Raw genomic sequence first — 21,308 nt, 5'->3', positions numbered from 1 at the left:
GTAAGTGATCTCTGAATATGGTAAGATGAGGTATAGTTGACATGAGGTAAAGTATGAGGAATACATATCCAAGTGACATAAGTTGTGAAAAATTCGAAAAGATTAGACTAATTTTAGAAAGTGTGCGAAAGAAAACAAAGCCAAGAAGATTAGGTTTATATGAGTTATTTTGTGGTGTGCTTTATGTACTAAAAAGTGGCTGTCAATGGCGAATGCTTCCAAAAGAGTTTCCAAGATGGCGAAATTGTTACGATTACTTTAAGAAATGGAGTAAAAAAACGAATGAAGATAGAGAAAGTGTTCTAGAAATTGTCTTAAAAAAATTGGTTGGAGAGAACAGTGGTCGGAATACCAAAACAAGCTTCTGCATCATTGATGCCCAAAGTGTAAAAAATACCGATAATGCTGAAGAAAAAGGTTATGATGCTGGCAAGAAAATTTCAGTAATAAAGCGTCATATCGCAGTTGATACACAAGGTTTGACACACGCAATTCATATAACAACGGCAGAAATAACTGATCGTAGCAGTGCTTTGACAATGGTTAAAAATGCTAAAGAAAGTCTCTCTGAAGTTAAAAACATACTGGTTGATGCAGGCTACACTGGAGAAAATTTTGCAACACAGATAAAAGTAACTATTGGTGCAACTGTTGAGGTGAAGCGAATTACACACCTTTGCTGTATTGCCAAAAAGATGGGTTGTTGAGAGATCTTCTTTTGCCTGGTTGGAAAAATGTAGGCGACTTTGGAAAAATTGCGAGCGTAAACTTAATACTAGCCTACAAATTTGCTTTTACTTCTTTCCTCCTCAAAAGATTATGAACAGGTTCTTTGATGATAGAGGGTTTATTTCTAATAGTCTTTATGTTGATGTGACAATATTTGGTACTTTGTCATTGTTAGCACTGCTAGCTACTGAGATATTTAGTCCTACATTTTCAAAAGGTTGTGAAATATACACTGAAAAACACATGAAAGATTTACTTGAGGAAGATCCAAGAGATAGAGTAAAAAAGGAAACTAATCTGTTAGGACGGTATGATCCACGAAGGCTATTAATGCCGATAATTATGCCTCTTGTTAGAAAGTGTTTTGCAGAAGTGGCAAGCGAATTTGCTGAAAGGAATTTTGATGAGGTAAAAACTGATATGTCTGATGTTAATACTGAAGGACTATCTAATCCTCAAGCAATTGAATTTGCACAGCAAACAGTATAGTATAAGCTTTTAGCTCTATGCATGGACTCAAAAAAAGTAGAATTAATATTTGAAAAATTTCAACAGTCAAATCCTGCGCCAAAAATAGAGCTAAATTATACCAATCATTTTACGTTATTAGTTGCAATAGTTCTGTCAGCGCGGACGACCGATATAAGTGTTAATAAAATTACAAAGGAGCTATTTAGTATTGCTGATACGCCAGAAAAAATGTTGAATCTTGGGCAAAGTGAGCTGAGAAAATGCATAAGCAGTATTGGTTTATATAATTCCAAAGCAAAAAATATAATCGGGCTCAGCAAAATATTGATTGAGAGGTACAATAGCAAAGTGCCTACTAATTTCGATGATTTGGTATCTTTACCAGGGGTTGGGAGAAAGAGCGCTAATGTGTTCTTAAATTCAGGGCTTGGTATTCCAACATTGGCAATTGATACTCATGTTTTTAGAGTAAGCAATAGAGTTGGGCTTGTGAAAGAAAAAGATATATTTAAAACAGAGCAATCTCTTTTGAATGTGGTTCCAAAAAAATACCTGCTTTATGCTCATCATTGGCTAGTTTTACACGGTAGATACATTTGCAAGGCACAAAAACCTTTGTGTGAAACATGCATAATTCATGATTTATGTGAGTTTGAATGCAAGAGGTATAAAGTCTAGCACAACACTTCGATATTTCTTACTTTTATCATCCAAGTAGCTGATCTCTATGATGGTGTCAACCGAGTAGCTGACACTGGGATAGCTTTGTTGCATCGCTTATCGGATAGTGGGTAAAGCATAAAAAATTCATGAAACTACCTCAAATTTAGCCATGCCAATATCAGTAAATTTATTGAGTAAGTAACATTTTATTAGCAACTCTTTTTCTCGATTTACTTCAGATCTATTTCTAAAACTAAACCCAAATATTTGCTTTAATCTTGAAAAAAATCCTTCAATATATGACCTTTTTCCATAAACCGCTTCCTCCTTCCACTCTTTCACACCGTCTTTAACACATAATCTAATGGCAACATTCCTTTCAGCCATATAATCCAATTTTGTATGCTCCGCTGCACGATTTTTCGGTAAAATTTTTGTCTTTATATCATATTTTTTGCACAATTTATAAAGCTTGATAGGCTCTGTCTGCATATAATGCTTTTATAGCATGCTGAAAGCTGAGCAAGTCACAAGCACTATAATGGTCGGAGTAGGCACCATTGCTATATTGTGCAGCTATAGCTTTTTTACTATTTATACTCAATATTACGTGTAGCTTTCTTACCTGTTTATAACTGCGATACTTCGCTATTTTCCTTACTGTGACCAGGGGTATTATCTGATACTTGTACTGTCTATGGCAATTTCAATATCTTCCATATTGTTTTTATCAACTCTGCAATCATTGATCTTAATATTGAAACCTTCTTGAAGCCTGCGAATAGCTAATGACTGCTAACTACTTGCTGCAAATATCCTTTTATAAACCCTACCGTTTGTCTTAAGCCAATTCTAAAGAGACTAGCGACATATGCACTAAAATCACAACTTTATTACTATAAATATAATTTCCACCTCGCATTTTGGGGCTATTTTCGTACCAACTTTCTATTGCCTCATTAATAAAATGAAAAATATTTCCTCTTTCTTGTAGAAATCTGTTATATCCATGGCAGTTACTGACCTTCATTTTAGTTGGCATATTTTTCTTTCGTAGGTTAAATGCCTGTTTTATAGTGAATTTCGTCAGTAACTTCCAGTTCTTTTTATCTGAGCTATGCAACAAAGCCCACTGGAATCCAGTCTTTCTTACCAACAAAAACTTAGAATAACTTTTGTTCTTAAAAAATTTCTAGATTCCAGACTCATGTTTCAATGTTAAACAAGGTACAATAGAATTGAGTAGGGTAATTTCTAGGGAATTATTATATTCTAGAAAAAGTAAAATATCATCCAGATAGACTAATATACAAGGTAAGCTGAATGTCTATAAGGAAAAACAGCAAGGCATTTTAGGATTTGCTATAATCGCATCAGGAGCTCAAGAGTACAGCTTACAATTACAGATAGGTATAGTTGAGTTTAAAGTAACTACATCAATTTACTACAATTTTCAAACCTATAAGCTGCTATGCAACAAAGCCCTGTGTGGGTATAATTTTGACAGGATACAAAGCTTAATGGAGAAAGTTACGAACATCAGTGAAAAACATGGCAATTTTATTCTCATTTGCAGCTGCTATCACGTCTTGATCTTTCAATGAGCCACCTGGCTGAATTATAGCTGTAATTCCATGCTTTGCACTCTCTACTATACTATCTGGAAATGGAAAAAATGCATCTGAAGCAAGCGCTGCGCCTTTACATTTTTCACCTGCTTTTTTTACTGCAATATTCACACTATCTATTCTGCTTGTTTGTCCTGCACCGATGCCAATAGCACAACCGTCTTTTGCTATCACTATTGCATTGGATTTTACATGTTTACATATTTTCCAAGCAAAAATAAGATCTTCCTTCTCTTTTTTTGTTGTAGTGCATTCTGTCACTCGGTTTATTTCTTCTACTTTTACTGTATGGTTATTATTTTCTTGCACTAAGAACCCGCCAACAACATTTTTGATTTGATATTTTGCATTTTGCTGAAGAGATTGATGAATAATCACTCTTAAATTTTTCTTTTTTTGTAAAATTTTTAGTGCCTCATTGTTTACCGATGGTGCTATCACCACTTCCAAAAATATCTCGTTTAATTTCTCTGCTAGCTTTAAATCTATCTCCCGATTGAAAGCAACTATTCCACCAAAACTGCTTATTTCATCACATGATAGAGCTTTTTCATATGCTTTTAAAGCACTATCACTAACAGCAGCGCCACATGGATTATTGTGCTTTATTATCACTGCTGCAGGTTCTTGAAACTCAGAAATTATGTTAAGTGAAGACTCTATGTCGACTATATTATTATAGCTCAACTCTTTTCCATGTATTTTCTCCAGTGGATACTTGCTAAATTGATTGCTATAAAATGCAGCTTTTTGATGAGGATTTTCACCATACCTGAGTCCTTGTGCTTTACATCCATATAAAGTAAAAAACTCTGGTAACTCATTGCTTTTACCCTGTGATAAAAACCAATTGTAAATATTAGAATCATACTGTGCAGTCAGAGCAAATGCTTTAGTTGCTAGATGTTTTCTATATTCTAATGTTGTCTGATTGTTATTTTTGATCATCTCAGCTTTCAGTGTTTCGTAATCTTGAATGCTAGAAATCACTGAAGTGAAATGAAAGTTTTTTGCTGTAGCTCTAATTAATGCTACTCCACCTATATCTATTTGTTCTATGATTTGCTTCTCACTTGAGTTGCTATTAACCGTTTTCCAAAATGGATATAAGTTAGTTATAAGCAGATCTATCGGCTTAATTTCTAGATTCTGCATTTCCTTTTCGTGCCTTTTTCGATCACAGAGTATTCCTCCATGAATTTTAGGATGTAAAGTTTTCACTCTGCCATCTAGTATTTCTGGAAATTGTGTGTAATCTGAAACTTCTTGCGTTTTTATTCCCGCATCTGATAGCACTTTATAAGTATTCCCTGTTGAGAGAATTTCTATTTGTTGCTGCATCAAAAACGATGCAAGTTCAATTATATTTGTCTTATCGTATACTGATATTAAAGCTCTTTTAATTTTCATATGGAAGGTTTCTTAAGATTATATCTAAGAAAAGAAAATTTGTCTATATATAGCTACTACGTCATACCGCCACGTTATCCACAACTGTACGAACATTGTGATACAAGAGACCAAAAAAGATGTCATCCCAGTGCCCAGACACTGGGATCCAGAAAACTTCACTTTAAATGAACGCACCAGGTGGCTGTACAATAGAAACTGGATTCCATTGTCAAGCACTGGAATGACACCATCTACTACTCAAATTACCTGCAAATTGCAATGTTCGTACACCAAAACGCGTTATCTTGTTGTAGATTCCGCTAACAAGCAGCGGAATACCAAATTGTAGAAGTTGCTTTAGCTCTTCTCACCCTCCCTTCAAAGTAGTCTATTCTATAAATTTTTTTGTTAAACTTGATTTTAAGCCACGAACAAAATCTTTAATATCGCAAGGATTTCTTCCTTCCATTTGTACAACTTTAGGAATTAAAGTACCACCTTTTAAACTTATATGCATATTATCATTAATGATCTCACCTTGTCCTGAAGTGAAGGCTTCAAATTCAGCATCAAGTATCTTGATACGTTTATTCTCTACCTTAATGAATGCTTTTGGATAAAATGCTTTAACCTTTCTATAAGCAATTTCACAGGCGTCACTTGCGTAAATTTTATAGTCTTTTACTTTGTCAGCATAGCACGCATCGTTATCGCTCTGTTTTAAGGGAACTTGCTTTTCAATTTCGTTTAGTACTTTCAGCAGTAAATCACTACCTAATTCAGACAATTTATCATACAACGTCTTATAATTATCGCTTTTTTCAATAAGAAATTTTTTCTGTTTTAAAATAGGGCCAGAATCTAATCCTTCATCTAGCTGCATAATGCTAACTCCGGTTTCTTGATCTCCGGCTAAAATTGTGTGCTGTATCGGAGCTGCACCGCGCCACCTAGGCAGCAATGATGGATGAATATTAATACAACCATATTTGGGAATATTTAAAATTTCTTTTGGAAGTATCAATCCATACGCAGCAACAACTGCAACGTCTGGCTTAAAATTTCCAAACTTTTCTTGCTCTATCGAAGATTTTAAAGAGGTAGGAGTACATACCTCTATGTCACTTTTTTCAGCAACGATGTGTACTGGCGATTTTGTTAACCTCTGCCCACGTCCAGAAGGCTTTGGAGCTTTAGTATATACTGCTACTATTTCACTCTGTAATTTCAATAGTAAGTTTAACGCACCAACAGCAAACCCCGGTGACCCCATGAAAATAATTCTCATGTTTTCAGGTGTGTTTGCTTTAGGAATTTTCTGCTAACTTAATATTTACAGTTTCTATTAATTTAGCAAAATCATCCTTATGATTAACAGCCATCTCAGCAAGAATTTTTCTATTCAAATCAACTCCAACAAGTTTAAGACCATACATAAACCTACCATAAGTAAGTCCATGTTCTCTTGCCGCTGCATTAATACGTATTATCCACAAACCACGAAAATCACGCTTGCGATTTCTTCTGTCTCTATAAGCATACTGTAGTGCTTTTTCAACCCTTTGTAATGCAATTCTATAACAATTCTTTGCCCGTCCTCTATAACCCTTTGCTAATTTTAATACCTTTTTATGACGAGCATGAGTAGCGACTCCACGCTTTATCCGAGCCATTTTTATCTTACCTCCATTTTATTAAATACCATAAGGCATATAAAGTTTAACTATACGCGAGTCAGATTTATTGAGAATCGTTGTACCGCGTTGATTACGAATATTAGATTTACTTCTCTTTACCATGCCATGTCTCTTACCTGACTGAGTAGAGATGACTTTACCCTTAGCTGTAAGGTGAAAGCGCTTTTTGACAGAAGATTTGGTTTTTAATTTTATTTTCGTCATATTCTAAACAAATTTACAAACACCACTATTTAGTTCTTTATTAGTAATTAAGTATGAGTATAGATAATTTTATTAAAGAATCAAATTAAAATTGTATTTTAAAGCAGCTTGAATGTAATCACACCCAGTATATGTGTTATACCTTCTTCATTCCCAATTGGTAGCAATACTTGCCTTATTTTAACACTTTCACTTTCTTCCTCTTCGTTAATTGAGCATTTACTCTCTATTACAGTCTCAAGTTTATCAATAACTGCATCTATTTTATATAACCGCAAAAATGGTGCATCAATTGCATACTTATCATCGATGTACATCTTTTTTTCAAAACCATAGAATTCAATAGCTTTTTCTCCTGCATTTTCACAAATATAACCTCGATCTTTAACTTCAATGATAAAACAATGCTGCCATGACTCCATGATTTCTGCAGTGTCTATTTCATGTCTTTCTGGCCATTCTCTATCTGATCCTTTTATATCACTCCAATGTTGAGTAACTATATTCACTATTCTTCTTTCTTTGCCTGCATAATTTTCCATTCGAAATTCCACATATAAAACACAGATATGAGGTAAATTTATCGTGAATGTATTGATTTTTTCTTACTAAAGGATGTAGATTATTGAAAATTCTCATCCTGTTTACACAACAGGTAATGATAAATTAAGTATAATAATTAGAGCATAAAAATTATTAAATGAGGAAACTGTAAAAAAATAATAAAAAAATTCTATTTTTGCAATATTGTGACTAAATAATACTATTACCTCTACTTTCTAAGGTTATTGCACTTAATAAATTACTAGATGAAGTTTCTTCCTTAGAACTACTATGGCTTTTATTTTTTCTATTATAAAACCAACATTTAAATGGTACAGCTGCTGCGATAGCTGCTAACAAGACTACTCCCATTGCTAACATATCTACTGTTAACACTCCCATATTTTCCTTATTTGATCGAGATGTTTCCAATAATTTAAATCTTCTCAAGTTCCTATCATGAATCATAGGATTACCCAAAATATTTGTCGTATTTTTAACATTTCCTATATTTTGAATTGTAATTCCATTACTAGCGTTTGATTTTTTCATTTCTTCCATTACTTGTTTTAAGTTTGGTAGTTCTGTTGTTGTACTTTCAATATCAACAGCTTCCAGCTTTTGCAAATTCTCATTACTCAAAAACTCTTTGAGATACTTTTCATAAAACTCTTTGGCATTATATCTTTTATAACTTCGTATTTTTCCACTCTTGAGATCAGAAACAATATCATCAATCATCACTTTTGGATTTTCTGCATGCACTATTTCTCCTTCAGCAACAAGAATACGATAAGATGTATCGTCAAGCATACATACATACTTAAGTTTTAAATCACCTCCTCCCAATAGAAAATATATTGTTCTGTTTTGTTCTACATCTCGCAATTCTGATTCAATACTAATCCATCTATTCCTTTTTTCCTTATTGATTGATCTTTTTTTTCCTACAGTATTTTTAAATCTTCTTGACATATATGACCCCCAAGCTGACCAATATTTCCTTATGTATAAAAGATAAATTATTTAAGTCCACATCTTTTCACTAAGATTTTTATATTTTTATTATACTAAATAATACATATATTAATATCTGAATTTCTCATTGCAATTTATTATACCTTAGTAAAAATGATATAAAATTAGAGAAAGAATTATAAATTTTGTGTAAGACAGGAAAATTTCTTCTCCTTTGGTTCCAGAGCATATAAGTGCTGTAAGCGCTAAGTTGATGGCACTGTTGTGCCATCAAACTCTGGAATTTTACTCAACACTAATCTGAGAAGATAGATGTGCTACCGATGTAGCATTGCTGAGCAAAGATTCTATTTCTGATGTAGATCCGGAATGCTCAAGTTGAGTTTGTTCAGGAAGGTTTTTCATAGCTTTTTCAACATCGTAGCTACCTTCCCTATTTTTTCTATGCCATACAAAGTATCCTAATCCTGCAAAAGCTACTGCTAGCACTCCACCCAATATACCACCAGCAATCCCTGCTATTCCTATATACTGTCCTCCATTTATTTCGGGTAATTTAGGCCCTTCCACATCTGTGCTATTAAATATAGAATGATCTAATACTTCTTGTGAATTACTATCAAAACGGGAAACACTACTTATACCTTCAGGTGTCATTCCATAACTAGCGTTTGATTCTTCTATTTCATTTATTACGTCATTAATCTCTTTAGTAGTTACTTTGCTTGATGCAAAATCGAATTCTTGTTTTGTTAAAGAAGCTGATTCGATAGTTACACCTTCCTTCATCTGATAATCAATTTCTTCAGTAGTAGATCCTCTCAATTGGCTATTTTCATCAGTTCTTTCTTTTAGCTTTTTTGAACTATCCTTACCCAATTCATCTACAAGGTTTTGTAGATATATTTTCTTAAATTCTCTATAATTATATTCTTTACCTTTTTCTATTTCTCCACTCTTAAGACCTAAAATAATTCTATCTATTGTCGATTCACGAATTGCTTGAGGAATGTCTATTGAATTTACTATTCCTGTAACCAAGCCTATCTCAGCTGCTCTAGAAGATATAGAGAGGTCTTTTACTGTTAAATTCTCTCCTTTAATTAAAAATTCTACCCTTCTGTTTTGTTTTATACTTTCCAAGTCAGATACAATTCTAATTGTTGGACCATCCATCTCCTGCTTATTTTTTGTTTCTCTCTTTCGCATGCTATTCTTAGTGTTTTGGAATTTTTTTGGCATTTCACACTCCTTAAATTAATTAATAAAAGTATTATTTGAATTAATAAATACTTCTCTATGTTAGTGGATAAAATATTTAAACCTATATCTTTTTATTAAAATTTTTATGTAAAAGTTACTTTTATTATACTAAGTAATGTATATATTAATATTTAGATTGATAAATTGATTTTACTTCTGTTACAACTTATTATGCATAGATAACCTCAGTAAAAACGATGAAGCTAAACGAAATTAGAGAAAGATTTATAAAATTTTTTGTAAATAATAATCATGAGCAAGTTCCTTCTTCTCCTTTGATTCCAGAGAACGATCCAACACTCATGTTTACAAATGCTGGTATGGTACAGTTCAAAAACATCTTTACCGGCACGCAAAAAACTGAAATGAAACGTGCCGTCTCAAGTCAAAAGTGTCTCAGAGCAGGTGGTAAACACAATGATCTTGAAAATGTTGGCTATACATCTCGGCATCACACATTTTTTGAAATGCTCGGAAATTTTAGCTTTGGTGATTACTTTAAAGAAACTGCGATAGAATTTGCGTGGAAATTTATTACTGAAGAATTGTCTCTTGATAAAAACAGACTATCCATAACTGTTTACCACACTGATGATGAAGCATATGAAATTTGGCGTAAGATAAGTGGCTTTTCAGATGATAAAATCATAAGAATTACAACAGATGATAACTTTTGGAGCATGGGCAATACTGGTCCATGTGGCCCATGTTCTGAAATCTTTTACGATCATGCAAATCAGGATTTGCATGAAGACGACAGAATTGTTGAAATTTGGAACCTGGTGTTCATGGAATTTAATAAAGATGAAGAAGGTAATTTACAAAAATTACCAAAAAAATGCATCGATACCGGAATGGGCCTTGAAAGAATAGCAGCTGTTATGCAGAACGTTCATGATAACTATGATATTGACTTATTTTCTGCTCTGGTAAGTAAATCGCAAGAGTACTGTGGAAATACGGAAAATAAAGTAGCTCATAAGATTATCGCAGATCACCTTCGTGCAGCTGCATTTCTTATCGCAGAAGGAGTGCTTCCTGGAAATGAAGGAAGAAATTATGTACTACGCAGATTGATCAGGAGAGCAGTACGTTATATCCACCTACTTGGATATAATGATTCTCTATTGAACCTTGTTTTTCCTGCACTCATAGATGGCACAAGTTTGGCTTATATGGGAGATGCTTATCCAGAGCTAATCAGAGCTAAAAGCTTAATAGAAACAACGTTAAAATCAGAGGAAGAAAACTTTAAAGACACTTTAATGAAAGGCATTAATCTCTTGGACAAATTCACTGCAGATTTAAAATCAGGTGACACTCTATCTGGAGAATCAGCATTCAAACTATATGACACTTATGGATTTCCTTTGGATATCACACTTGATATTTTGAAAGAAAGAAAAATAAATTTTGACCAAAAAGGTTTTGATAATGCAATGAAAGAGCAAAAAGAAAGAGCACGTGCTAATTGGACTGGATCTGGTGAAAAGTCTGTTGAACAAGTATGGTTTAATTTAATCGATCAGTTTGGCAAAACGGAATTTGTTGGTTATGAACGTGATGAAGTAAAAGATGCAACAGTACTCGCAATAATTTCCTCTAAAAATGAAGTAATTGATTCTGCAAAAGAAGGAGAAAAGATAACTATTATACTTGATAAAACACCTTTTTATGGAGAGTCAGGTGGACAAGTGGGAGATATTGGAAATCTTATACAGTCTGATGGAAGTATGGTAACAGTCGAAAATACCAACAAGATTAATGACTTGTATTTGCACAGGTGCGTCGGCTCAATTTGTAAAGGTAACACAGTTACAGCTAGTATTAACAAAAAAAGAAGACAAGACTTAAGAAGAAATCATTCAGCTACACATCTTCTACACTTTGCACTCAGAAAAATCTTAGGTGATCACGTTACTCAAAAAGGTTCTCTAGTCGCACCAAATAGACTAAGATTTGACTTTAGTCACAATAAGCCAGTCACTCAGGATCAGCTGTCTTCAGTAGAAGATATAGTAAACTCTCTAATCAGAGAAAATCTTTCTACGTCCACAAAAGTTCAAGGTATGGATGAGGCAATAGACGAAGGAGCGATGGCCTTATTTGGTGAAAAATATGGTGATAATGTTAGGGTTGTAAAAATTGGAGATTCAAAAGAATTATGTGGTGGTACACACGTGGAGCGTACCGGAGAAATTGGTTTGTTTAAGATAGCAGCAGAATGTTCCGTTGCATCTCGAGTAAGAAGAATTGAAGCTTTAACCGGTCAAGAAGCAATTAATTATGTACGCAATAACGAAATTAGCTTAAAAAAAGTTGCAGAATGCGTAAAAGCACCAGTAAATGAAATAATAAGTCGACTCAGTATTTTAAGCCAGGAGCGCAAAGAATTTGAAGTCAAAATAAAAAATCTTTATAAAAAGCTTATCAGTGTAGAAACTGTAAAAAGTACCGAAATAAATGGAATAAATTTCGTAAGCCACACTTTCAATAACGTTCCAGGAAGTATAATAAGGGAATTTGCTCTACAGCAACAAAAACCGAAAACTGTAATAGCTTTCATGGTAACAGAAAAAGATAAAACAGTTTTGATTGTCAAAGTAAGTAAAGATTTAACTAATAAGATCAATGCAAAAGAGCTAGTATCTACTGTAACCAGAAGGGATTGCGGTGGAAATGCCGAACTTGCCCAAACAGGCTGTGATAACAATAAAATAGATGATGCCATTACAGCAATCCATAGCAAAATAACAGCTTGCAAAAACTAATACACCCTACTACCTCGGTATCTTTTAACCGTGAACGGAATCGTCAAGGTATTATGCAAATAAGGGTAGAGAAGACTTAACTGTCAAATGAGCATATCAGGTAATAAGAACTGGATTACAGCTCCATGCTCTGGAATGATATCTAGGTTTAAAGTCTACATAAAAATCATTTACAATCTACGTTCAATATGATAAATTAAAAACAGTTTATTCCTCGGTAGCTCAGTGGTAGAGCAGTTGGCTGTTAACCAATTGGTCGCTGGTTCGAATCCGGCCCGGGGAGCATTGTTTTATACAATCTGTACATTTCATTTTTAGCCCAGAATTCACTAACTTTTCTCTGTCTCTTAAACAGACAAAACTGTGGAGTTATATAGCTTTAAAACCTTTACTTTCAAAATGCAAAGATGCCTGTACCTCACTTAGCTTACTACCTGATTCTTCCCCTATTTTTCTTCTATTACACCTACTTTGCAGTGAAGGCAGGACATTTTTAGGGAACGTGCTATCAATATAACAATAATTAAAAATAATTGAAGTAAGATGCACCAAATTTCCACTCGCCAAAGTCTGTGAACCTCTGTAATTAATGCTGTTATCATATACTTTAAGTGTAATAAGATTTATAAGATTCCCACTCGCTAAAGCCTCTGCACCTTTTTCACTGATTTCATTCCATCCTAAACTAAGCAACGTAAGATTTGTAAGATTTCCACTCGCTAAAGCTTTTGCCCCCCTATCGCCAATTTTATTATCATATAATTTAAGCTCAGTAAGACTTGTAAGATTTCCACTTGCTAAAGCCTCTACACCTTCATCACCAATTTCGTTTCCTCCTAAATCAAGCGAAGTAAGATTTATAAGATTCCCGCTTGCTAAAATCTTTGCACCTTCTGTACCAACATAACTGCAACTTAGATCAAGTGAAGTAAGATGAGAAAGCTGAGCTAATTCTTTTATAACCTCATAATTAATTTTTGAACATCGTAAAATAAGTCTTGTAATCTTTGTATTGCTTTTTAAAAAGTTTACTAATCTATCAACATTAATTATAGCACCTGATGTTGCTAAAGTATTATCCTTTATATATTGGCTATAACTCATTTGACCTCACTATTAAAGCTATGCAAGTGTTTTAGTAAACACTTCAGCAACTGTCAATCACTTTAATAAAATATTTTATGAAAAACTTCATATACCATTGCCTCCAAGCAGCTTTTTATATCTCTTATTTTAACACAAAAGTTGTGAGAAGAGTTTGTTTTTGGTATCATCGGAGGTTCTCGATGATAACTTTTATATGAACTTTAAATCAGTCGTTTTATGTATATTAGATGGCTGGGGTAATGGAATAGAAAATAATAAATACAACGCTATTAGCAATGCAAATCTCCCTTGCTGGCAATATATTAGCTCTAATTATCCAAAATGCAGTCTATCTGCCTGTGGCACTGATGTTGGATTACCAGATGGTCAAATAGGCAATTCAGAAGTTGGCCATATGAATATTGGCAGTGGTAGAGTGGTAATGCAAAGCCTTCAGCGTATTAATCAAGAAATCGAAACGATAGAAAATAATGCAAATCTACAGAATTTTATTAATGATCTAAAAAGTAAGAATGGCATATGCCATATAATGGGATTGATATCAGATGGCGGTGTTCATTCGCATCAAAAGCACATTTCATCTTTAGCAAACAAAATATCACAGCGCGGAATTAAAGTTGTAATACACGCATTTTTAGATGGCAGAGACACATTTCCAAATTCAGGGAAAAGATGCATTCAAGAATTTACAGAGAGTATAAAAGACAATGATATAAAAATTGCCACTGTCTCTGGACGTTATTATGCTATGGACCGTGATAGTAGGTGGGAAAGAACAATTGAAGCTTATGAAGCCATCGCATTTGCAAAGGCGCCTCGTTATGATGATGCAGTATCGCTTATTGATGAAAATTATCAAAATAATATAACCGATGAATTTATCAGGCCCGCAGTAATAGGCGATTATCAAGGTATAAAACCAGAAGATGGATTGCTATTGGCTAACTTTCGTGCTGATCGAATGATACAATTGGCAAGTATTTGTCTTGGTAAAGCAGGCTATACTGAAGTGGCAAAATTCTCTTCAATTTTAAGTATGATGCAATATAAAGCGGACTTAAAAATCCCTTATCTCTTTCCTCCTGAATCTTTTGCCAACACTTTGGGACAGATAATAGAAGACAATAAATTACGGCAACTGCGCATTGCAGAAACTGAGAAATATGCTCATGTGACTTTCTTTTTTAATTGTGGAAGAGAAGAACCTTTTTCTGGTGAAGAAAGAATACTAATTCCTTCACCAAAAGTTAAAACTTATGATTTGCAGCCTAAAATGTCAGCCTTTGAGCTCACAGAAGAACTTGTAAAAAAAATTCATTCTCAAGAATTTGCGCTGATAGTTGCAAACTATGCTAATCCTGATATGGTGGGACACACAGGTAATATAAAAACAGCTGAGAAAGCAGTACTCGCTGTAGACGATTGCCTTGCAAAAGTGCTAAGTGCTGCTGAAGAAGTTGGTAACACCGCACTCATTATTACAGCAGACCATGGCAATGTAGAATGTATGTTCGATGAAGAAAATAACACACCTCATACAGCACACACTCTAAACAAAGTTCCATTCATTATATCTTGTAACAATCTAAAACTAAGAGATGGAAAATTATCTGATATTGCCCCCACTATTTTACAGCTACTTGGGCTCAAAAAGCCAAATGAAATGACAGGTAGTTCGTTGATTGTATAATTTTTCGCATTACTCTCTATGCACAGCTGTTGTAGTTTGAAACATCGTAAGGGTGTCACTCAAAGTAGTACCGGTGTTATTTCAGTAGCCCCTTCAGTGTCATCCCAGTGCTGGGATCCCATTCTTCTTGACTCCTGGATTCCAGAGTCACGCGCTGACCATCTTTGTTCATCTAAAAAGTAGCAACTTTATGATGGCAGTGCCCAGAGGTGTCATTCAGTAGCACCTTGTCGTTCCAGTAGCTCTTTCGGTATTATTCAAGTAGCCTATTCGGTGTCATCCCAGTGCTTGACACTGGCATCCAGTCCTTTTATACAAAAAACGTTGTAAAGTGTTTACCAACTTAATGCCCAATCTGGATCCCAGTGCCAAGCACTGGGATGACACCATCATAAAGGAACTAGTGTTAGCTACTTGAATGATATTAAATAGATATGCTTTAACTTAACCCAACTTTTAAATTTTTCGCTGTTAGTACTAATGATTCATCAAAGAAGCTATTAATATCACCAATACTATCTATATTTTTCACACTGATAGATTGGTCAATTCTTTTAACTAGATTAGATAAAACTTTGTTAGGGCCAACTTCAACAAACTTATTAGTGCCATGGCTTGTCATATATAAAACCATCTCTCTCCATCTTACTCTACTTACAACTTGCTTAGCGAGCAAAGCTCTTATGATCTCTGGATCACTTTCTTCCTTAACTGTAACGTTTGATACAAAAGGAATCGAAGGGCGAGTTATGTTGATGCTTTTTAAAAATTCCAGAAGTTTTTCATCAGCAGGTTTCATAAAAGATGAGTGAAAAGGCCCACTAACTTGTAATTTTATCATTTTCTTGACACTTGAGTTTTTGAATAAATCAGGTAAGACCTCAAGAGCCTCTGCAGTACCACTCACCACTACCTGCCCACCACCATTATCGTTTGCAATTTCACAATCAATTTGAGCTGATTTTAATATACCTTCTACTTCACTTATTTCTGCTCCAAGTAGAGCAAACATTCCACCTTTGCATTTTAGTGAAGCTTCATGCATTGCTTCGCTACGAACTTTTAGCAATTTGACTGCAGACTCAAGCGTCAATGCCCCTGCAGCACACAGCGCTGTATACTCGCCAACTGAATGCCCACAAACATACTGAACGCTGTAAAGAGATTCACCAAATACGTGCTTCATAACACGTAGCGTTGCAATTGACACTGCCATTATAGCTGGCTGAGCGTTTTCCGTGATGGTTAATTTCTCAATAGGGCCATTGAAAATCAAATGAGACAGCTTTCTACCCAATCTGTCATCTACTTCATCAAATACGTTCCTTGCAACTGAAAATTCATCATATAAGCTCTTTCCCATTCCTACAAATTGGGAGCCCTGACCAGGAAAAGCAAAAATCATAAAAAATTTTTCATTCTTCATTGAGAATACTACTTTATTTATTTTTTGTCAATATTTCACAATAATGATTGACCAAATGAACCAGATTCACTAAAATCTTAGCTGGTAAGAAATTTGTAAGAACAATGGCAGAAATCGATTATCACAAAGTTACTATAGTTATGACAGATGGTCAAGAGTTTGAAACTTATTCCACTTATGGAAAAGAAGGTCAAAAAATAAAGCTTGATAGAGATCCTCTTACTCATCCTGCATGGACTGGAAGTTTGACAAGCGGTTCAGGGGAGAAGGATAGTAAAATAGCTAAGTTTAATGATAAATACGGGAGTCTTTTTTAGTTCCTCCCCTCTTTATTTACATGTATAAATATAAAAATGTAGGCTATATTGCTTCTTCGCTACCCAAGTCTCAGGAAGTATCTAAACTACTACAGAAACTCAATTTTATCAATATAGCAGAAGCAGGTAAGCATGAAGTTGATCTGCTGATAGTTGTTGGTGGCGATGGTTTTATGCTACGCACCCTACACAACCACGTCATAGGAAATAAAGATATACATGTGTATGGAATAAATACCGGTAATGTCGGGTTTTTAATGAATAAATGTTTTAAAGATCTAATTGATCATATAGAACATGCAGTTCCTACTCAGCTAACTTTACTAAAAATGGAAGCCACAGACATAAGTGGCAAAAAACACCATTACATCGCAGTAAATGAAGTGTATGTCTTTAGAAATGCAAATCAAATAGTGGAGATGAATATTACCATTAATGATAAGCTAAAAGTAGAAAAATTCAGAGGAGATGGAATTATATTGTCTACCCCAACAGGTAGCACTGCATATAACTTCTCTGCCGGTGGGCCAATCTTACCACTTAATTCAAATTTACTTGCACTGACTTCCATTAATAGCTACTACCCAAGGCGTTGGAATGGAGCGCTAATCTCAAATGATACAATAGTGCAAATTGATATCAATGATGTGAAAAATCGTCCAGCACTTGTAGTATCAGATTACAAGGAATTTCACGACATATCGCAGGTAAAAATACAGAAAGATCACGAAAATACAGTCACTCTACTTTTTGACAAAGATTGCCCTTTGAATGAAAGGATCTTTGATCAGCAGTTCTTATACTAATATTTATTCTTAAATTAGTATTCACTATATCTTAATAACTATAGCGTAATCAACATAACATTGTAATTAATTTTGGAGCGAATATGCCTGGATCAGGAAATAAAGATAACGTCACACTGGTTTCTCATACAACGGTGAGTGAAAATAGTGCAGCAACTTCACCAACACCAGCACCTAGAAACACAGCGTTACAAACAAGTTCGGCTAGCGAATCAAGTTCTTATGAAGAAAGGCAAGAAGAATCGAATGGTGCAAATATAGAACCTATTTATGCATCCATAGATCCAAATACAAAATCTCCAAAAAAGAGTCGTGATAATCAAATAGATAGTCAACATCCAACTCTAAGCAGATCACCTTCTCAAAAAACAGTATATAGCGAACCTTGGAATAGTCAAAAAACATCAGAAACTTTAGAAAAATTAATGAAGGCACATACAACTCCTCCACCATCATATAAAACAGATGACTCTGAAAACTCCTTGCTTGAAGATAATAAAAAGACAAACAGATTTTTACAGAAAGTAAAGTATACGATGCAAAAGAAGAAAGTTACAATGCCTTTCGTAGGTCTTGTTACGGCATGTTGTATTACGTCAATCGTTTTAGCTGTGAAGCAAAGAGAATTCATTGGATTCATCGGCAGCATAAATCCTGTAACTATATTTGGCGGAGTATTAGCGTCTTGTTTAGCCTTGGGAATTATGTGGGAACTTATGCAAGCAGTCCGTACTAAGGAGCACAAGATCACAAAAAGAGATACTCAAGAAGTTTTAGATGAGATATCAAATACACTTTCAAAAGACAAGAAATGCATCAAGTCTTTGGTATTAAAATATAGCAACGGTAATCGCGTTTACTTTACATTTCATTCTCTTCCAGAAGAAGCAAAAAGTGATCCGAAGATCGTAGAACTTACAGGCCAGCCAATCTATTACAAGAGTAAAGTAAATTCATTAATCAATGATAGAATATGGCTTCCTATCTTAGGAACAGTTCTTATTACTGGAAACATAACCTTCCCTTTAGCACTTTATTCAACAGGTGGTTTGAGCAACATAGTAAGTTCATACACAAATCCTACTATTTACTGGCCAATCGTTGCAATTTCAGGCACTCTACTGCTTTTCACTTTAGCTTGCACAATTCATCATTGGAGCAAAACTGATTTTAAAGATTACTTGTTATTAGATACAAAAGATGCTAATAGTGAAAATCCTAATGAAACAGCTATTAAAACTGTAAAAAGCAGTCAAGAAAAGATTAGTTCAAAATTGTTACAAGTAGTTGCTGAACGATGTGGCCATCCAGATATTACTTATATTATTAATTAAATCTGGCTCGTACTTCTTTTTATCGCTATTCCAGTACTGTAACTGCAACGTTTTGAAGATTTACACTTGCTAAGACCTTGCTATTTTGATAGCTTGAGATGATGACAAGGAAGGGTTTTGTTTATGAAAAAAGGTTTAATATTTATATCTTTAGTAGCGGCTTTATTGATAGTCGTTAATTTTTTATATAAAAATAGCGGAATTGATGATTCACAAGTAGTAAACGTTTATTCATCTCGTAAAGAAGAATTAGTACATAGTTTGTTTGATGATTTTACAAAAACCACTGGCATCAAGGTACGTTATATCATTGACGATTATTCCCAATTGCTTTCACGTATGGAAAATGGTGGTGAAGCTGATTTGTTTTTAACTGCAGATGCAGTGAATTTGATTTTAGCCAAAAAAAGAGGGCTCTTATCTCAAGTGGATTCAGAGACTCTAAAAAATGCCATACCTGCAAAATTTAGAGATAATGAAGATTATTGGTTTGGTCTCACAAAAAGAGCTAGAATATTGGTTTACAATAAAGAATCAGTAGATCCTAAGGAATTAAGTACCTATGAAGATTTAGCGAATGAAAAATGGAAAGGGAAAATATTAGTACGCTCTTCCACAAGTCCATATAACCGATCATTGATCGCTTTTATGATTGCAAAAAATGGTTTTGAAAAAACAAAAGAATGGGTGAGTGGAATTGTAAGCAACATGGCAAGAAAACCAAGCGGTGGTGACACAGATCAAATTTATGCTGTAGCCGCTGGTGAAGGAGATATTGCAATAGTAAATAGCTACTACTTTGCAAGAATCCTTTCATCAGAAAATAAAAAGAATACCACAGAAAAGTTAGGAGCTTTCTTTCCTAATGATGGTGTAATGGTGAATCTTAGTGGTGCAGCAGTAACAAAAAACGCAAAACACAGAGAAAATGCCATAGCTTTATTGGAGTTTTTTGTAAGCAAACAGGCTCAAGAGCTATATGCTAAAAAAAATCAAGAATATCCTATTGTTGAAGGTATTGAAACTTCTGATGTGTTAAAATCTTGGGGAAATTACCTACAAAGTACTCTGCCTATAAGTGAGCTTGAGAAGCATCTCTTTGAGGCTGTTATGATAGCAGATGAATGTAAGTGGAAATAAAATTTTATAGCTTCCTTCTACTTTACTTTACAGTTGTGTAATTGAAATTAAGAAAGTAGAATAAGCTCAAAAAAGGAGCTATGGACAAGAGAAGGAATTTATTAAATATCTCAGACCTCACAATCGGTGATGTAGAAAATATAACTAAATTAGCCAACCAATACCTTGAAGAAAAAGTTGAAAATAGTCATGTTCTGAAAAATAAAATAGTCATAAACCTATTCTTTGAAGATTCAACACGTACGCTCGCATCTTTTGAAATAGCAGCAAAAAGCCTTGGAGCAAATGTTATAACTTTACCAATAAAATCTTCTTCTATTAACAAAGGGGAAGATCTAAAAGATATGATAAAAACACTAAATGCAATGAATCCTGACTATATGATAATCAGGCATAAAAGTAGTGGTATTATTAATACATTGGCAAAGCATGTCAACTGCTCGCTAATCAACGCAGGCGATGGAAGCAGTGAACACCCAACTCAAGCTCTTGCAGATTATCTCGTAATTATCAGTCATAAAAAGCAAATAAAAAACCTCAAAATTGTGATATGTGGAGATATTTTGCACGGTAGAGTTGCAAGATCAAATATAAGATTGCTAAAAATGTTTGGAGCAAAAATAAGCTTAGTTGCACCACCAGCTTTGATTTGTAAGCATTTTTCTGAAGTAGATTCACTTCACTATTCATTAACTGAAGGTATAAAGGATGCTGATGTAATTATGCTCTTGAGGTTGCAGAAAGAGCGCATGAATAATAATTCTTCAGAAAAAGAATATTTTCATTTGTATGGACTTGATGAACAAAAACTATCGCATGCAAAACCCGATGCAATTGTTATGCACCCAGGACCAATAAACAGAGGTATTGAGATTAGCAATGATGTAGCAGATTGTGTTATTTTACAGCAAGTAAAGTTTGGATTAGCAACTCGTAAGGCAGTACTGCACTATTTAATTAATGTTTAACTTTAATTAATTTTAAGGAATTTTAGACGTAATGATCCTCCTATAAAAAACGATTTAGAAAAATATAACACACCTCATGACAGAAATTAAGTATGTACTGAAGTAGACTGTGCTATATTTTTTTATTGAGAGATTAGTTGAAAAGTCTGCAGACTTGAATAAGGTGAATTTCGAGCTCTAA

Annotated in this window: 20 protein-coding genes, 1 tRNA gene and 2 pseudogenes; 12 read left to right on the top strand and 11 right to left on the bottom strand. The window is 34.2% G+C overall.

Annotation, left to right across the window (positions count from 1 at the left end):
- Positions 1 to 53: 53 nt before the first annotated feature.
- The 3 genes and pseudogenes from ABWU33_RS02175 (at position 54) to nth (ending at position 1,878) form a co-directional block, all read left to right on the top strand.
- Positions 54 to 823, top strand: a pseudogene (locus ABWU33_RS02175) (IS5 family transposase).
- The gene (locus ABWU33_RS02170; RefSeq protein ID WP_353280951.1) at positions 820 to 1,218 is read left to right on the top strand and encodes a hypothetical protein; all 399 of its coding nucleotides are present in this window, start codon (positions 820 to 822) and stop codon (positions 1,216 to 1,218) included. Before ABWU33_RS02175 ends, ABWU33_RS02170 begins: the two are co-directional and overlap by 4 nt.
- 21 nt (positions 1,219 to 1,239) lie before the next feature.
- Positions 1,240 to 1,878, top strand: coding sequence for an endonuclease III (nth, locus tag ABWU33_RS02165; RefSeq protein WP_211908444.1), 639 nt, complete (start codon positions 1,240 to 1,242; stop codon positions 1,876 to 1,878).
- A gap of 129 nt (positions 1,879 to 2,007) precedes the next feature.
- Here nth and ABWU33_RS02160 read toward each other — a convergent pair whose 3' ends face one another.
- The 3 genes from ABWU33_RS02160 to purH all read right to left on the bottom strand — a co-directional run bounded on the left by ABWU33_RS02160 (position 2,008) and on the right by purH (position 4,901).
- Entirely contained in the window at positions 2,008 to 2,355 is a 348-nt protein-coding gene (locus tag ABWU33_RS02160; RefSeq protein ID WP_353280949.1) for a transposase, read from the bottom strand.
- A gap of 349 nt (positions 2,356 to 2,704) precedes the next feature.
- On the bottom strand, positions 2,705 to 3,022 hold the full coding sequence (locus tag ABWU33_RS02155; protein ID WP_264337618.1) for a hypothetical protein: 318 nt from the start codon (positions 3,020 to 3,022) through the stop codon (positions 2,705 to 2,707).
- 358 nt (positions 3,023 to 3,380) lie between these two features.
- Positions 3,381 to 4,901 (bottom strand): bifunctional phosphoribosylaminoimidazolecarboxamide formyltransferase/IMP cyclohydrolase, encoded by a 1,521-nt coding sequence (purH, locus tag ABWU33_RS02150; RefSeq protein ID WP_211908446.1) that lies wholly within the window; start codon positions 4,899 to 4,901, stop codon positions 3,381 to 3,383.
- Positions 4,902 to 4,977: 76 nt separating this feature from the next.
- Here purH and ABWU33_RS08150 point away from each other — a divergent pair.
- Positions 4,978 to 5,130 (top strand): annotated as a pseudogene (locus ABWU33_RS08150) (WPE palindromic element domain-containing protein); the annotation flags it as partial.
- 141 nt (positions 5,131 to 5,271) lie between these two features.
- On the opposite strand, the gene fmt reads toward ABWU33_RS08150, so the two are convergent.
- The 6 genes from fmt to ABWU33_RS02115 form a co-directional block, all read right to left on the bottom strand.
- Positions 5,272 to 6,171, bottom strand: coding sequence for a methionyl-tRNA formyltransferase (gene fmt / locus ABWU33_RS02140; protein ID WP_211908448.1), 900 nt, complete (start codon positions 6,169 to 6,171; stop codon positions 5,272 to 5,274).
- Between the two features lie 19 nt (positions 6,172 to 6,190).
- Complete coding sequence (gene rplT / locus ABWU33_RS02135) at positions 6,191 to 6,556, bottom strand: 50S ribosomal protein L20 (protein WP_211908450.1); 366 nt, start codon at positions 6,554 to 6,556, stop codon at positions 6,191 to 6,193.
- Between the two features lie 21 nt (positions 6,557 to 6,577).
- A complete protein-coding gene (rpmI, locus tag ABWU33_RS02130) occupies positions 6,578 to 6,784 on the bottom strand; it encodes a 50S ribosomal protein L35 (protein WP_006013548.1) in 207 nt (68 codons plus the stop codon).
- A 98-nt stretch (positions 6,785 to 6,882) separates the two neighbouring features.
- A complete protein-coding gene (locus ABWU33_RS02125; RefSeq protein WP_019236701.1) occupies positions 6,883 to 7,326 on the bottom strand; it encodes a PAS domain-containing protein in 444 nt (147 codons plus the stop codon).
- A gap of 211 nt (positions 7,327 to 7,537) precedes the next feature.
- Positions 7,538 to 8,302, bottom strand: a complete 765-nt coding sequence (locus ABWU33_RS02120; RefSeq protein ID WP_264331294.1) for a hypothetical protein — start codon at positions 8,300 to 8,302, stop codon at positions 7,538 to 7,540.
- Between the two features lie 288 nt (positions 8,303 to 8,590).
- The gene (locus ABWU33_RS02115; protein WP_211908452.1) at positions 8,591 to 9,547 is read right to left on the bottom strand and encodes a hypothetical protein; all 957 of its coding nucleotides are present in this window, start codon (positions 9,545 to 9,547) and stop codon (positions 8,591 to 8,593) included.
- A gap of 218 nt (positions 9,548 to 9,765) precedes the next feature.
- Between ABWU33_RS02115 and alaS the strand changes: the two genes are divergently transcribed.
- Both alaS and ABWU33_RS02105 read left to right on the top strand, forming a co-directional pair.
- Positions 9,766 to 12,339: an alanine--tRNA ligase gene (gene alaS, locus ABWU33_RS02110; RefSeq protein WP_250120434.1), complete on the top strand. Its 2,574-nt coding sequence runs from the start codon at positions 9,766 to 9,768 to the stop codon at positions 12,337 to 12,339.
- Positions 12,340 to 12,550: 211 nt separating this feature from the next.
- Positions 12,551 to 12,622: transfer RNA gene (locus ABWU33_RS02105), tRNA-Asn, on the top strand.
- 86 nt (positions 12,623 to 12,708) lie between these two features.
- On the opposite strand, the gene ABWU33_RS02100 is transcribed toward ABWU33_RS02105, so the two are convergent.
- The gene (locus ABWU33_RS02100; RefSeq protein WP_211908456.1) at positions 12,709 to 13,443 is read right to left on the bottom strand and encodes a hypothetical protein; all 735 of its coding nucleotides are present in this window, start codon (positions 13,441 to 13,443) and stop codon (positions 12,709 to 12,711) included.
- Positions 13,444 to 13,639: 196 nt separating this feature from the next.
- On the opposite strand from ABWU33_RS02100, the gene gpmI reads away from it, so the two are divergent.
- Positions 13,640 to 15,136 carry a 2,3-bisphosphoglycerate-independent phosphoglycerate mutase gene (gene gpmI / locus ABWU33_RS02095; protein WP_353280944.1) on the top strand — a complete coding sequence of 499 codons (1,497 nt, stop codon included), beginning with the start codon at positions 13,640 to 13,642 and terminating at the stop codon, positions 15,134 to 15,136.
- A gap of 439 nt (positions 15,137 to 15,575) precedes the next feature.
- Here the strand turns inward: gpmI and fabD are convergent, their stop codons facing one another.
- A complete protein-coding gene (gene fabD / locus ABWU33_RS02090; RefSeq protein WP_211908720.1) occupies positions 15,576 to 16,541 on the bottom strand; it encodes an ACP S-malonyltransferase in 966 nt (321 codons plus the stop codon).
- 125 nt (positions 16,542 to 16,666) lie between these two features.
- Here fabD and rpmE point away from each other — a divergent pair, with 125 nt between their 5' ends.
- From rpmE to ABWU33_RS02065, 5 genes are all read left to right on the top strand, one after another.
- On the top strand, positions 16,667 to 16,879 hold the full coding sequence (gene rpmE, locus ABWU33_RS02085) for a 50S ribosomal protein L31 (RefSeq protein WP_068651074.1): 213 nt from the start codon (positions 16,667 to 16,669) through the stop codon (positions 16,877 to 16,879).
- A gap of 20 nt (positions 16,880 to 16,899) precedes the next feature.
- Positions 16,900 to 17,685: an NAD kinase gene (locus ABWU33_RS02080; RefSeq protein WP_211908458.1), complete on the top strand. Its 786-nt coding sequence runs from the start codon at positions 16,900 to 16,902 to the stop codon at positions 17,683 to 17,685.
- Between the two features lie 83 nt (positions 17,686 to 17,768).
- A complete protein-coding gene (locus ABWU33_RS02075; RefSeq protein ID WP_211908459.1) occupies positions 17,769 to 19,019 on the top strand; it encodes a hypothetical protein in 1,251 nt (416 codons plus the stop codon).
- Positions 19,020 to 19,142: 123 nt separating this feature from the next.
- Positions 19,143 to 20,159, top strand: a complete 1,017-nt coding sequence (locus ABWU33_RS02070) for an extracellular solute-binding protein (RefSeq protein WP_250120066.1) — start codon at positions 19,143 to 19,145, stop codon at positions 20,157 to 20,159.
- Between the two features lie 80 nt (positions 20,160 to 20,239).
- The gene (locus ABWU33_RS02065; protein ID WP_264337625.1) at positions 20,240 to 21,127 is read left to right on the top strand and encodes an aspartate carbamoyltransferase catalytic subunit; all 888 of its coding nucleotides are present in this window, start codon (positions 20,240 to 20,242) and stop codon (positions 21,125 to 21,127) included.
- The last annotated feature ends 181 nt before the right edge of the window (positions 21,128 to 21,308 follow it).

It is taken from the genome of Wolbachia endosymbiont (group B) of Cyclophora punctaria (assembly GCF_964028235.1).
GTDB lineage: Bacteria > Pseudomonadota > Alphaproteobacteria > Rickettsiales > Anaplasmataceae > Wolbachia.
The sequence above is the reverse complement of the archived record's forward strand: the minus strand, read 5'-3'. Positions and strand labels throughout refer to the sequence as shown.